The organism is Chloroflexota bacterium, assembly GCA_016887485.1.
GTDB lineage: Bacteria > Chloroflexota > Anaerolineae > Anaerolineales > Anaerolineaceae > Brevifilum.
Window position 1 is genome coordinate 1,383,199 of record CP069394.1, and the last position, 14,051, is coordinate 1,397,249.

The 14,051-nt window shown below is 42.1% G+C and carries 13 protein-coding genes and 1 pseudogene; 3 read left to right on the forward strand and 11 right to left on the reverse strand.

All coding sequences use genetic code 11. The features are described from left to right. Nucleotides 1-590 precede the first annotated feature (590 nt). Both JR338_06215 and JR338_06220 read left to right on the forward strand, forming a co-directional pair. Entirely contained in the window at nt 591-986 is a 396-nt protein-coding gene (locus JR338_06215; GenBank protein QRN82046.1) for a single-stranded DNA-binding protein, read from the forward strand. Continuing rightward, nucleotides 986-1,369, forward strand: a complete 384-nt coding sequence (locus tag JR338_06220; protein ID QRN82047.1) for a single-stranded DNA-binding protein — start codon at nt 986-988, stop codon at nt 1,367-1,369. The genes JR338_06215 and JR338_06220 overlap by 1 nt, the downstream gene beginning before the upstream one ends. 368 nt (nt 1,370-1,737) lie before the next feature. On the opposite strand, the gene JR338_06225 is transcribed toward JR338_06220, so the two are convergent. Together JR338_06225 and JR338_06230 are read right to left on the reverse strand one after the other, a co-directional pair. Continuing rightward, complete coding sequence (locus tag JR338_06225; GenBank protein QRN82048.1) at nt 1,738-2,337, reverse strand: hypothetical protein; 600 nt, start codon at nt 2,335-2,337, stop codon at nt 1,738-1,740. 101 nt (nt 2,338-2,438) lie between these two features. Further along, complete coding sequence (locus tag JR338_06230) at nt 2,439-3,353, reverse strand: tyrosine-type recombinase/integrase (GenBank protein QRN82049.1); 915 nt, start codon at nt 3,351-3,353, stop codon at nt 2,439-2,441. A gap of 637 nt (nt 3,354-3,990) precedes the next feature. Here JR338_06230 and JR338_06235 point away from each other — a divergent pair. After that, nucleotides 3,991-4,299, forward strand: a pseudogene (locus JR338_06235) (type I restriction-modification system subunit M N-terminal domain-containing protein). Nucleotides 4,300-4,451: 152 nt separating this feature from the next. Here JR338_06235 and JR338_06240 read toward each other — a convergent pair. From JR338_06240 to JR338_06280, 9 genes are all read right to left on the reverse strand, one after another. Then, nucleotides 4,452-5,366: a DMT family transporter gene (locus JR338_06240; GenBank protein QRN82050.1), complete on the reverse strand. Its 915-nt coding sequence runs from the start codon at nt 5,364-5,366 to the stop codon at nt 4,452-4,454. Nucleotides 5,367-5,495: 129 nt separating this feature from the next. After that, nucleotides 5,496-6,329 carry a sugar phosphate isomerase/epimerase gene (locus JR338_06245; GenBank protein ID QRN82051.1) on the reverse strand — a complete coding sequence of 278 codons (834 nt, stop codon included), beginning with the start codon at nt 6,327-6,329 and terminating at the stop codon, nt 5,496-5,498. Nucleotides 6,330-6,368: 39 nt separating this feature from the next. Then, the gene (locus JR338_06250) at nt 6,369-7,226 is read right to left on the reverse strand and encodes a carbohydrate ABC transporter permease (protein ID QRN82052.1); all 858 of its coding nucleotides are present in this window, start codon (nt 7,224-7,226) and stop codon (nt 6,369-6,371) included. 15 nt (nt 7,227-7,241) lie between these two features. Then, nucleotides 7,242-8,135, reverse strand: a complete 894-nt coding sequence (locus JR338_06255; protein ID QRN82053.1) for a sugar ABC transporter permease — start codon at nt 8,133-8,135, stop codon at nt 7,242-7,244. Between the two features lie 76 nt (nt 8,136-8,211). Beyond that, nucleotides 8,212-9,639: a carbohydrate ABC transporter substrate-binding protein gene (locus JR338_06260; GenBank protein ID QRN82054.1), complete on the reverse strand. Its 1,428-nt coding sequence runs from the start codon at nt 9,637-9,639 to the stop codon at nt 8,212-8,214. A gap of 88 nt (nt 9,640-9,727) precedes the next feature. Next, a complete protein-coding gene (locus JR338_06265) occupies nt 9,728-10,744 on the reverse strand; it encodes a hypothetical protein (protein ID QRN82055.1) in 1,017 nt (338 codons plus the stop codon). Between the two features lie 15 nt (nt 10,745-10,759). Beyond that, complete coding sequence (locus tag JR338_06270) at nt 10,760-11,836, reverse strand: Gfo/Idh/MocA family oxidoreductase (GenBank protein QRN82056.1); 1,077 nt, start codon at nt 11,834-11,836, stop codon at nt 10,760-10,762. Nucleotides 11,837-11,918: 82 nt separating this feature from the next. Beyond that, complete coding sequence (gene rbsK, locus JR338_06275; GenBank protein QRN82057.1) at nt 11,919-12,845, reverse strand: ribokinase; 927 nt, start codon at nt 12,843-12,845, stop codon at nt 11,919-11,921. Next, on the reverse strand, nt 12,842-13,861 hold the full coding sequence (locus JR338_06280) for a LacI family DNA-binding transcriptional regulator (GenBank protein ID QRN82058.1): 1,020 nt from the start codon (nt 13,859-13,861) through the stop codon (nt 12,842-12,844). The genes rbsK and JR338_06280 overlap by 4 nt, the downstream gene beginning before the upstream one ends. Nucleotides 13,862-14,051: the final 190 nt, after the last annotated feature.

A 14,051-nucleotide genomic window follows, 5' to 3' on the forward strand; every position in this document is an offset into this window, starting at 1 on the left:
CTCCCTTCATAAATCAGTGTATTGGTTTTTAGGTATCCCTCTCTGGCTGGACTAAATAAAGAGAAAAACAACATATTTGACTGGTTTTTCCAAGGAGTTGGCGCGAATAATTCGATGATGGAAAAAGCATTGCAAGCTTTCATGAATTAACTGATGTTTATAGATATCAATCCCCGGATTTACTCACTATTCGGTTGTTCCCCTTATTTAATTAATAGATTAATTAAATCTTATTTCGTAATAAATATTATTAATGGAATAAGATATTAATTCATTAAGTAATCTTAAATCGTTAACCAATTTAATTGATAATTGATTAATAAATATTGATCAATTTAATAAGTTAATCGTTAATTAATATTTTATTTAAATCTAACCTTTTCAAAATAAGCTAATGGAAAGAGTATCCAAACAATAAGAAAGGGAAGACGTAATCAACCACTCCTGGCGTTCATTTTGGACTTAATGCTTGACAATTTGTCCTTTTTATGACACAATCAAGTTGTAACACTCATTCGACTTATTTTCTCACTAGTCGTACGATGTAAAGACAACTATTCACTTTTACTAGTAAGAAAGGATCCAAATTTATGTCATATCAAAGAATTTTGGTTCGAGGCAATATTGGAAGCGAACCAAGAATCAAAGAATTTGCCAAGGGAGATTCTGTATGCAACTTCTCAATTGCCGTGAACGAATCATATACAAATCGCTCCGGGAAAAAAGTGCCCAGCACAACCTGGTTTCAATGTGCAGCCTGGAATGCAATTGGCAAGAACATTCATCAATATAAACATAAAGGCGAGCCGATATTCATAGAAGGAAAGATGATATTTAATAAAGGGAACGATGGAAATATTTACCCACAAATTATCGTTCAAACGGTGGACTTCATTGGCGGAATTCAACAAGAATTACATGAACGCCAAGAATTACCTAAAATGTGTGCAACTGCACCTGAAGATGAGTTCCTTTGGAATGACTGATGGTTATACCAGAAATCAATACAGAATATACTTCCTTTGAGAGTCAATCAAATACAAATTTCAAAGAAACTGAACATTTCTACAATGTTACTGTCATGGGGAAAATTGTCGCTGAACCCTTCATCCACAATTACCCATCTGGAAAATGTGTTTGTCTTTTTAGGATCGATAAGACCGCGATTGGTATCAACGCTAATCAAAGTTCTTATGAGAAGGCGATAGAATACTGCGCAGCATACAATGAAATTGGGTGTGATATTCTGAATCAATGCCGATTAGGAGATACTATAGCCATTGAGGGATTCCTCAAATTCTATTCAGATCGTTATGGAAAAACTATATACGATTTGATTGTGACCAACTTCATAAATATGTCCATCTGATAATACAAGAAAAATCAGTGCCAAGACGCTCCCAGGAATCCCGTCAGAAGCCACAGGAAAGCCTGGGAGCGATTTGTATACAGAACATATGTTCTTGTATGCCATATAATGATTTTTCTCTTAGAAACGCTCCAAGTAATTTATCACAACTTCACATCAGGTGTTTTCTTACTACCTATAAAAGCAACAGCCCAATCCGAAATCGGATTGGGCTGTTTGGGCTCATACGCTGAACTGCGGAAAGGTATATTTAGCAAAAACCTTCTGATCTCATGCTAATACGTGTCGATCAATCCAAGGTCTGAATTATTGCCTATCTATCAATCAATAATCCCCTCACTTTTCCCATGTGCCAAATGTAACTTGTGTTATTCAAACCGGCCATGGAATGACAGCGTTAGTTTTTTCCCGCAATTTGGACACGGATCACGGACTTCAAGAAAGCCATCCTTGTTTTCCTCCCAGTTGAATTTTGTGGTAAACGTATAGCCGCAAAGACAGGTTGCTTTGACTTCTCCTCGGATTTCCCTAACTGATCTTTTTGGGGGATGACCGATAGATAATAAACTATCTATATCTGAATTTACAGCATTTGTCTCATCCAATGATTGAAGCATTATAATAGCTTCCTTGATTGGCAGCGGAAGCTTATCGTCTTTGAGCTTGATGAAACAAAATTCTTCAGTTGAGAATTGTTGCGCCTCATCAAGATTTGTCGTGACGTCATTTCCCTTCAGGAAAACAGGTTCTTCTGGAATAACAAATTTACCCAAATCCAATATGACCTGATTCGATGTGCATGCTTTACATACATTTCCAAACCCTCGCCCACTTGCCCCCCAATCTATGCAATTATCACAAACAAACCGGTAGCAAATTCCACAAAGATGACCTTTCGGAGGATCCCCCACATTACCTTCAATCGAGATCAATTCGCCACACAAGTCACATTTCCGTAAAAGCTCCATCGTTGTTCCTTTATTTACATGTAGTAGAGTTTATTTACTGGCACAAATTTCCTGATATTTTATTTATTACGTATCTGACGTCAGATAGCTGATCTGTCGTTTTATTGCCCCATACGATGCATCAAATGGTCTAACGGTGAAGCCACCATTTGTGCGTTTATCAAATCTTCTGGCAACAAAGCAATATATCTTTGAGTAGTTTTTACAGACCTATGCCGCAAAATCCTCCGTAACTGTTCCACACCCCCTTTATTCCGCAAGAAATTAGTCGCATATGTATGGCGCAATTTATGAGGACCGTAGGATCCATCAACACCAACCCTTTTTAGTTTAGTCTTGACCAATGTGGATAAACCGCTTTTTGTATATCGACTACCCTGCTTCGTGACAAAGAAAGCATCCTCACTTAGATTTCCTACAATTTCTGGACGAATATCAAATAAGTATCGATGCATATCAAGAGTGAGCTTTTTCCCCAATGGGATTATCTCCTCGCGTCGGCCTTTTCCGTAAATCTTGCACCAACCATTATCTAAATTCACATCTTTGACATTCAGTCTTTGGACCTCAGAAAGTCGAGCACCAGTATCAAGGAAAAATTCAAAAATGAGCCGCACCCTGAATGTGCAACGAGCATTCAGGTAAAGCCAAAGTCTATCCAATTCATCATCACTCAATGTCTCAGGTAGTTTCTCCTCAACCTTCGGCGCCTTGACTTTATCTGTAGGCGCCAGGACCTTATATTCCTGAGCCTGAAGCCATCTACAGTAGGTTCGAATAACAGAATAGTACTTATGGAGAGTTGCGTCTGATAACTTGCCATGACGCCCTTCCCTTTTCATTTGATACCCAAGGAATGCTCTAACTTGCCTGGCCTCAAAGTCCTTAAGGTCAATATCCCCAAGGTAATCAACCATTTCCCCTGCCATAGATGAATAGATCTGCATTGTCTTCACAGACACATTTTCAATTTCTTTTGCTATCAACCATTCATCGACAGAGTCTTTTAGCTTCATATTCTTTCCTCCTGGATCATAATAATGTGATATCTATATATTAGCACATACATTCTAATGTGTCAACTATATTATTCGTATTGTCTCAGGTACAGTCCGTTTCTCTTTATATTCAATAAAGAGAAAATATAGTGTACCCCACGTAAATTGTGTAGTAGGCTATGAAATACCTTCATCAAAAATAAGTGGAGCAGTTTATGGACAACCTCACAAACTAATTTTGAAATTGAAAACCCCCATATACAGCCGAAATGCCCTTTTAAATGCAAATAGGCCCATATATCGGGGCCTACTACAGAATCTGTAATGTCTTATCTATAAGACGCTATTTGGCAAGGAGACGTTCTACCAATTGAACTACACCCGCATAAGTTAAGCGACCAATATTTTACTAGAGTTAGGCCAGATTGTCAATGAATAAAGAGAGTGTTCCATCAATCCCACGCACTATTACTATAAGACGATCCAATAATCCATCCATTTCATCCTATATTAGAGTGGTGAGGAACATCCGCATAGGCGGGGTAAATAATTGCAGCCCCATTCACAGGAGAGTCACATTTTAGCAAACGGCAACGGTTCAAACCCGGGATTCGAGGAACGTCTCTGGACAGCAGCCGACAAGCTGCGCGGCACGATGGACGCGTCGGAATATAAGCACGTCGTCCTCGGCCTGATCTTCCTCAAATACATCTCGGACACCTTCGAAGAATTCTACAACCGCCTCAACCAGCAGTAATATGCCGACCCCGGAAGACCGGGATGAATACCTGGCGGAGAATGCCTTCTGGGTCCCGAAGGATGCCCGCTGGCCGCACCTGATGGCCAAGGCCAAAGACCCCAAGATCGGCGTCATCATTGACGACGCGATGACCGCCATTGAGGTCGAGAACCCCCGCCTGAAAGCTGTGCTCCCCAGGACTATGCCCGGCCAGCCCTGGATTAGTTCCGCCTGGGGCAGCTGATTGACCTGATGCTGGAGCAGGCCGAAGTGCTATGCGATGCCTGGGGGTAAAAATAGCTTATTAACTATAGGTTGATATCGGTCAGGATATTGCACCTATTACGCTTAAGACAAATATTTAGAAATCCCAGCAATCAATGCTGGGATTTTGTAAATATCCTGCCTTTTCGAATTTGAACCAGTATCAGACCAACTAACATCAGCAATATTCCAAATACTTGATTCAAAAGCAGCGTTTCACCTAAGAAGATCACCGACAATATGGAGGTCCAAATTACAGTGGATGCACCCAGGATTGAAGCCTCATACGAGCGTAAAGTTCTCAGGATTAAATTCCAGACAGTCAGGCCAATCGCGCGGGTCACAATACCCACAAAGAGAATGATGCCAAAATCTGCTACTGTTGGAATCACAGGAGAGAAACCATCCATAAACAGATAAATAATGATCGCTAAAGATCCGCCAATGGAAATTGCCAAGGTTGAGATCACATTATTACTGATCTTATTTTCAGTCACCTGAGCCAGTTTCCTGGTAATGTTATTTGTGTAGGCAACTCCAGTAATGGAAACCAACACCATGACAACACCGATCAACTGGTTATCTTTTGGCAGCTCCGGGAAAAAGAGCCTCAACCCGGAAAATGCAATCACCGCTCCAACAATCTGCCACAACGTAGGCGCTTCCTTTAAAAGAAAGATGCTCATAGCCATTGTTATGAAACCAATGAAATTGGTCAGGTAAGAATGGGTAGATGCATTGAGGTAATTCAAAGAATAAATCCCCAATGTTCCCAAGACAAAATTAAAAAAGGCAATTTGGAGGATAAGCGACCAAACCTGCTTTGTCATCAATTCCTTTGGAATCCGTTCTTTTTTAATGACAAAGGTATATATAAGCATCGTGACAATTCCCACAAACAAGCTGCAATAGATGAACGTAATTGGAGACATGTCACGATATGCAAACTTTGTCAGTATATTTGATACTGACATGCTGATTAGAATCCCCAAGGTAATTGCAATAGTTGTAGAGCGTTTCTTCAGCATAAATTCCTTCTGTGTAATATTGCTCTAGGGATAAGCCCTTTTTCATGAATAGGATTTGTACTTATAAATAAGTACAAATCCTATTTCAATTAATTATTTCAGCCAGTATTACTGCGTTGGTGATTAACCCTACATCCTTCCAATTTTGTGCAAGTAATTCCGAGCACTCAAACCAGTCTCGTAATTGCAAATCCGCTGGTAATCCTGTTCAAAACAAGCAAATCCATCAAATTTGATATCTTCAAGGGCTTTGAAAACCTCAGCAAAGTCAATCGTACCCATGCCAAGGACCTTGAACCGGAACATCTGATCAGCCAAAGCAAAATCTTTTGAATCACAGACGTCCTTGAGATGAACATAAGCGATCCGGTCACCAATTTCTCTGATCTTGTCATAGACCTTCATGCCAGCCAGACGAGTATGAGCTGTATCCAGGCAAATCTTCACGGACGGTTCAAAACCCTCGAGCGCTCGTGTAATATCCTCTTCGTAATGAACTGTTGATCCAAAATGGGGATGGAAACAAACTGTAACGCCATGGTCCTGGGCTATTTCATTAATCTTATTAACCTTGATAATCGTCTCTTCAAGCTCTTCAGGTGTTGGACGTTCACCTCTGGGTGTTGTTGTAAATGGCGCTTGGAGATTCATCAAGTTGGCATCATGTTTATTGAGGAATTCGCAGCACTTCTTTGCCATAGCCAAATCTTGTTCAAAATCCGTCTTAATATAATGATATACATTGACGAATTTCATATCATATTTTGCACAAAGATCGTCGAATTCCGCATCGGCGCCCTCGAATAGATTTACAATTAAGTTGAAGTCTTCGAAATACTTGAAACCCAGGTCTGAAACCTCTCGCAAGGAATCTTCAAAGTTCTTCTTCAAATTTGAACTGGTGGGTCCCCATTCATTATGTTCATCCATTAACCAGGTCCATAATGTATATGCAATTTTCATATCAAATCCTCCTATGGTTGATTTAGTAATCCGTGCTGTTTAACCTTTTACAGCACCTTTTGTCAATCCTTCAATGAATTGTTTTTGTCCGATGATGTAGAGCAAGACAACCGGGATCGTCATGATTGATAATGATGCAAACAACTGGGGGTAATTTGTTTGATATTGGCCGATAAATGACACGAGACCAATAGGTAGTGTTTGCAGTTTTTCACTTCGGATCAGAATACTGCTCATAAAATATTCATTCCAAGTGTTCAGCCCAGTGAAAATAATTACTGTTGCATAGGCGGGCTTTGAAATCGGCAGAACCACCTTGAAAAACGCTGTTATCGGGTTGCATCCATCCACCAAAGCTGCCTCTTCAATGGATTTTGGCAACGATATGAAATAGGCTCGCATTAGGAATATTGCAAATCCCAAATTCAATGCCGCCAGAACCAGGATCAGAGACAACCGTGTATTTTGAATACCCAAACCAATCACAACAGAAAACGTAGGAATGGCTGTTACCCCTCTTGGAATCATTAGGCTCAATAAGAAGAAATAGAACAACAAATTACTGCCAGGGAACTTCATCTTGGCAAACGCATATGCTGCTAAAGAAGCTAATGGCAAAACCAACGCCAGGGTTCCAACAGTGATAATTACACTATTGATAAACTTCGGCCCGAGATTTGCCATCTGCCAGGCTTCAATGTAATTTCGCCAAATTGGCACTTCAGGGAACCCCCATACATTTACATAGAATTCATTTGGGGTTTTTAAAGAGCCTAAGAGCATCCAAATTACTGGATATACTGTAAAAATTACGACCAAGAAAAGAATGACATAGGCTGTGATATCCAGCCCAAGGCTTTTTAGTTTCTCAGATTTAATAGTGTTCTTTTGTTTCATGTTCAACTCGCTTCTCTACATCTCGTATGAATTCTTTTGAGAGAAATACATCTGGAGAACACCGAATACAAGCACTATGACAAACATAATCATCGACATAGCATTACCTTTGCCGACAGCAGCATAACGAGTAGTTGTCGAGACAATCCATGTCAGGGCGACTTCGGTGGAGTGGAAAGGCCCACCACCTGTCATAACGTAGACCAGATCATAGTTACTCACAAAAGCTCCGGTGATCGATAACAGGAAGCTGACAATGGTTACCTGCATCACCAACGGGATAGTGACATGAAAGAAACAATGCCACCGCCCTGCACCATCAATCCGAGCCGCTTCATATAATTCTTCTGGGATAGCCTGGATGCCCGTCAAGAAAAGTACCATATGGAACCCAACCCATTTCCAAATATCAACGAACATAATAGACCAAAGCGCAATCTTTGGATCAGACAACCATCCCTGAATTAATGATTCAAGGTGCACAAGCGTTAAAAAGTTATTGATAAGTCCAAATATGGGATTATACATCCAAGACCAAAGCATACCAGCCACAACAAATGCCAAAGTAACCGGTAAGAAGGTTGACGTTCGAAAGAATGTACGAAACTTAATATTCCGATTTAATAATAACGCCAAGAAAAGCGCTATAACATTTTTTGCGATCGAAACGACAAAAGCAAACAATAGCGTATTCTTCATCGCCGACCAGAATATTTCGTCTTTGAACACGAATTTATAATTTTTTATGCCAATCCATTCCATCTCAGAAAGGCCATCCCACCGATAAAAGGAGACATGAAGGCCCTTTATCATTGGATAGATCACAAATATCGAATAAAGAATAACGGCTGGTAACACCATCATATAAATTAAGCCGTATTTCTTTATAGCCAGCGTCAGTTTTTTCATGGATTACCTTTCACAATGGCTCCAACCGCGACGGGTAAAAAAGGGAGCGCCCCGTCGCGGTTGGTTTGCACAAAGATTAATCAATTACCTCAATCTCAGGCAGGTTCTTCATTGTCACCTTATCCCAATCTTCTACCGTCCATGTGGACCACCAGTCAAATTGGAAATCTTCTTCTTCAATCAATGTGTCCAATGCGTTCTGAACAGCTTGTGTTGCTTCTTCAGAAGTCATATTACCTGTAAGCACAGCTGGAATACCAGAAACAAACGCATCATTCACTTCCACCGGCCAAATCCAGTCCAGGAATGTGATGGTGTTTGGATAGAATTCTGCAACCAGTTCCTCGGCCAGAGGTTCTGTATCAGTCGAAGGCACTGCTGCAATAGATGGGCCTAAGGGATCCCGACGAGAGAGAATCTTTGTCGCATTCTCAGGGCGAGAAATGAATTCAAAGAACTGTCGAGAGAGGCCATAATTCGCAGGATCAGCAAACGACGGAATCATGAAGCAGTCACCGGGGCCGCCACCATGCTGGGAAGTGGAACCTTCAACAATGATCGGGAACTCAAAGATACCGATTTCAAAGGCATCTTCAACTGCAGCACGAACGGGAGAAAGATGCCAGGTGCCAGCATAGAACATCGCTGCTTTTTCCTGAGCAAAGACTGCAAACTTGGCATCAGAATCCGTGTCAAGCGATTCTTGCGTTAGGATTCCATCACTGTAGAATTGTGCAATCTTATCAAAAGCCGCCATCTCAGCTTCACCAGTAAATTGTTTGTTACCTGAGAGGAATTCGACAATATTAGCAATCGATGTGTTACCAGTCGTCTGAGCATAGGCCTCAAAATACCAAATCGGCCAGAACCAGGGGGCTTTCCCATCATGGATCATTGGAATGATCCCTTTTTCTTCTTCAATAACCTTGGCAACAGCTAATAGTTCTTCGTAGGTTGTCGGTTCTTCCAAACCTAATTCATCAAACATGGTCTTGTTATAGATCACACCGGTCGTTGATGAAGCGCCAAAGGGGATGCCCCAAACTTTATCATCAATGGTGTAAGCCAGGAAAGACCCTTCAGAGAAACGATCCTGGAATGGTTCAATATACTCAGTCAGATCCATGGCAATACCAGAGCGTACCAAGGTGGTATTGATCAAGCCTGCACCAGCGGAACTAATGTCCACAGGTTCACCAGCCATACGAGCTGTCTCAAGCATTTGGGGAACTTCATTCCACGCCCCTTGCCATTTGACCTCGACAGTCACGCCATATTCTTCCTCGAAATCAGCAATAACTTCATCCCAAGCTTCAGCTTCTCCAGGATATGTACGTTCACTACCGATGATATGAAGCGTACCATTACCAAGGCCTGTCACTTCTTCTGCCCCGTCATCTTCCGAACCAGACACTACTTCAGTGGCCTCGCCTTGTGTACAAGCAGTCACTGCACCTGCCAGCATCACAAAAATAAACAGTAAAGAGACTATTTTCTTACCCATTTTCACTCCTTCCAAATACTTTCAAAGTTAAGGTTTATAAATTTTCTCCATTTAGCCCAACAATCTACCATAGACCTCCTTGGAAAGATCAATTCCAATACAATGCAAATCCCAGAATGACAATTCCTGAAATATAAAGGGCAATACCAAGTGCAAGCGTTAGACCGACTTTCTTTGAAGTTCCGCGATATTCTCCGTAGATCAGCCCCCAGAGATATGACCACATGTTATAGGTCTGACCTAATGGCCAAGAAATCGCTAAACTCACAATCGGGGTGGCAAAGGAGTGGATAATATTGCCGCCATAATGGGCTATAGCTGAAACTAATCCAAAAATCCTAACCTTTAAAGGTGCATGGAAAATGCTTTTGATGAATAACTTCTTCTTCACCAATATTATTGAGCAGACAATTCCAATACCAATAAAAGCTCCGGACGACAGCATAAACATGAACACTATTGGGGGTAATCCTCGCAAATTCTGAGGCGATTCAAGTCCAATGGACATACCCAATGTATAGCAAGGCGCAAAAATCAAAGATGTAAGCAGTAGAGTTAGAACGGCCTTGCGAAGAGTTTTAGTATCCGCTTTCTTCTCACTGTCATTTTTGTTCAGTTCATCATTCTTCAATTTTGTCGAATACACACAGGCCATTGAAGCGCCCACCAGCACGATCGCTGCCAGGAGAACTAGCCAAAGGTTGGCATTTGGATCAATTGATTTCATCACAATCGAGATGCCAGTTCCGACCAAAACGCTGCCAGTTGAACTGATGGCAGTGGCTAAAATCAGACCCATCTTGCTCATGACATTCAGGTTGATCCGCATCCCAATTGCATACATCGCACCACAGAATAAGGTGCCGTAAATCACGATCGGATCAGCCTGTAATCGGCTCCTGATGATGGAGGTAAAGGCCCCCCCCACCAAAACCACCATCACCGAGAAAACAAGGAGAACAGAGAAGAAGAAAACATGAAGCAGATACCCATCAACAGGATAATTATCCAAATGTTTAATGAATTGGAACCATGAGCCCCACATAAAGGCCGCGAACAAGATAACAAATATGGCTCCTAATGGGTTAAGATTTGGAATCGTCACGAAAGAATCCTCAGATTAGATTTTGACAGCTTTAATAATATTGGCACTCAGCTCAATGTCATTGCGGGCTTTCTCGCTGTTGGTGAAAGGCTCTTTATCTTCTGTGATGCACTCATAGAAGTGGCGCCATTCACGCTTAAAAGCTTCGTCATATGAAACGTATACAGTCTTATCAACATTGGCTTTGGGGTCATGGACATCCTGTTCATTGATCTTGACCAGGGTCTGAGCGTTTTTGATATATGGGAAGGGGAATTGAACCGAAATTCGTTTCGAGTCAGAGAAAACCTCAAACCTTTCATCCCAATCCCGACGTTTAAGAAGTAATCCGCCCTCATAAACGCAGCGAATATCCTCGCCAAATTTTAAGACGGCCAAGATAGTATCGTTGTTGTAAACGTCCGCATATTGAATTTCAGTTGGCCGCCCGAAGGCTTCCTGCAGAAGGATGGCGTCATGGACCATCAGATATAACAAAGTGCTATAGGCGACACCAAGTTCTTTCCTGTCCTCACCAATGCCTTTGATCATTTTGCGCATATCAGAATCCGCCATTTCATCACGGACTTCCTGAGGGAGGTCATCGTTACGGACCTCATCATAGATCTCGCCATTGATTGTGTAATCGCCGCCAAAATCGTGAACCCGAACCAAATGCACATCGTCCAGTTCCTTGATCAACGGAAGCACATATTGGTATGCGGGATCCTGACGCTTCATCATGCCAACCATATATTTAACGCCACTTGCTTTTTCGGCGGCGATGATGGCATCCGCTTCTTCGACGTTGAAGCACATCGGCTTTTCACAGAAGACATGTTTACCGGCATTCATGGCTGCAATGGTAACTGGCGCATGGTCCCGGGTGGTAACCAAAACGATGTCAACATCGTCGGATTTGACCAGGTCGTGATAATCGGTGTAACGTTTCTCAATGTTGTAGCGAGGCCCAAGATAGTTCAGGATCTTTTCACTGAGATCGCAAATAGCGGTAACTTCCAAATTGGGCAATTCCTGGAGTAATGGGAGGTGAGCCACCTGGGCAATCTCACCACACCCAACGATACCAACACGTAAAACCTTTTTATCCATTATGATTCTCCTTGATCGATTGTAACTTTCTAATAATCAAAATATTTAGTCAAAATATAGGTAAACAAGTTAAAGCTAAATTTCAATCAGTTTGATTTTCCAAAAGATATCTATACACTTCCTCGGCATTTGGAATTGATGTTTGTGCGCCAAGTTCCGTTACGGCCAAAGCCGCTGCGGCACTGGAAAAACGCATCGCTTCTTGCGTTGATTTCTTTTGGAGCATTGATGCAGCAAAAGCACCTACAAAGGTGTCACCAGCGGCAGTCGTATCGACGACTTCGACCTGAAATGCTGGTTGGTGAAAATTTGTATCCGTATTGAGAATAAATGCACCACCGCTCCCCAAGGTGACGATAACAGTATCAATCCCTTGATAATGCAAAATTTCTGCAGCTTCTTTGGCTCTGAGTCTATCGGTAATCGGAAAACCAACCAGGCTGGCGCATTCGATCTCGTTCACGATAAGTACACTGACCTGCTTTAAGTAATTTTCAGGAATAGGATATATAGGCGCAGGGTTTAGGACTACCGGAATATTATCCTCGGCTGCCCGGTGAATGATATGAAAAACCGTTTCCAGAGGGACCTCATGCTGCAACAGGATCAATGAAGACTTCGAAATTTCATCCCATCGGTCGTCAATCCACTCCGGCGTTACATAAGCATTAGCGCCGGGCACAATCACAATTCGGTTTTCACCGCTCTGCTCAACCAGGATCGTGGCTGTTCCAGTAGACACGTCAGCGACAGTCTCTACAAATTCTGTATTGACACCAGCTTTCTGGAGTTCTGAGATCATCTTAGGCCCAAAGGTGTCCTGACCAACGCAGCCGAACATAAATACACTGCCACCGGCTCGGCTGGCCGCAACTGCCTGGTTTGCTCCCTTACCTCCCGGGATCACATTAAAACTATCACCAGAAAGGGTTTCACCAGCTTCGGGAACCCTCGTGGTCTGAACGACAAGATCAATATTTAGACTACCAATGACGGCAATGCTGTTCACTTTCTGTTTTCCTTTGCGCTGGTTGATTCTCGTACGATTAATTCCGCGTTTAGGCTTATCCGTTTATGCCCATCAGTGCGGTTTCCTTGGATTTTATCTATGAGTAAATGAATGACTTGCTCTGCCATTTCGTCAAAAGGCTGGGCAATTGTGGTGAGCGATGGGGTTGTTATTGCCGCAAGCTCAATATCATCAAAGCCAATCACTGAAATATCATCAGGAATGTTGAGACCAGCTTTACGAATAGCGGCAATTGCGCCAATCGCCATCATGTCATTCAAAACAAATACTGCAGTTGGCTTGCAGGAACCATTCAGGAGATCTGTCATTTCAGACATCCCTCCATCAAAGCGGAAATTGCCAGCCTTGACTAAACTCGATTTGAAGGGAATATTACGTTCCGCAAGTGCTTTCTTGTAACCTTCTACCCGTTTCATACTCGGTGAAAGGTGATTCGGCCCCGTTATGCAAGCGATACATTCATGACCCAGGTCCAACAAGTACTTTGTCGCCTCATAACCTGCGGCCTCATTATCAAGCAAAACAACGTCTGCAAACTCGAGTGGTACATAACGGTCAGCGACGACAACCGGGATCTTATTTTTTAACAGAGATTGGAGATCCTCCACATCACCCCCTGTTGCCATAAAGATCACCCCATCAACCTGTTTCGCAATTAAAGTATTTATATAATTACTTTGTTTATTTGGATCATTGTCGCTATTACCAAGAATAACGCTATAGCCCAGTTGAAAACCTAAATCCTCAATTTTGCGAGAAATTTCAGCAAAGAAGAGGTTGGACGCGTCTGGCACAATCAGACCAATTGTCTTCGTGGACCCAACCCGTAAAGACCTTGCCAGGCTGTTCGGCGTATAATCCAATTTCTTTAAAGCGTCTTCAACGCGAGCCTTGGTTTCTGGTTTGACTCGTCTGGTGCCATTAATCACATGAGACACCGTTGTATAAGACACCCCTGCTTCTTTTGCTACATCTTTTATCGTAACCTTGTCCATTGCTTCCCTCTCTAGCAAACGATTGCGCAAACGTTTTATTTAATTTAGCATAAGATTTAGCCCATGTCAATAGAAAATTAACACTTCTTTATCGTTTATTAAGGTCTTCCCACCCCTACAAGCCTGATTTCCGGATTAAATTGAATAAACAACCAACTTCTTCGCAATTCCACCAGTTTTTCAAACCGGC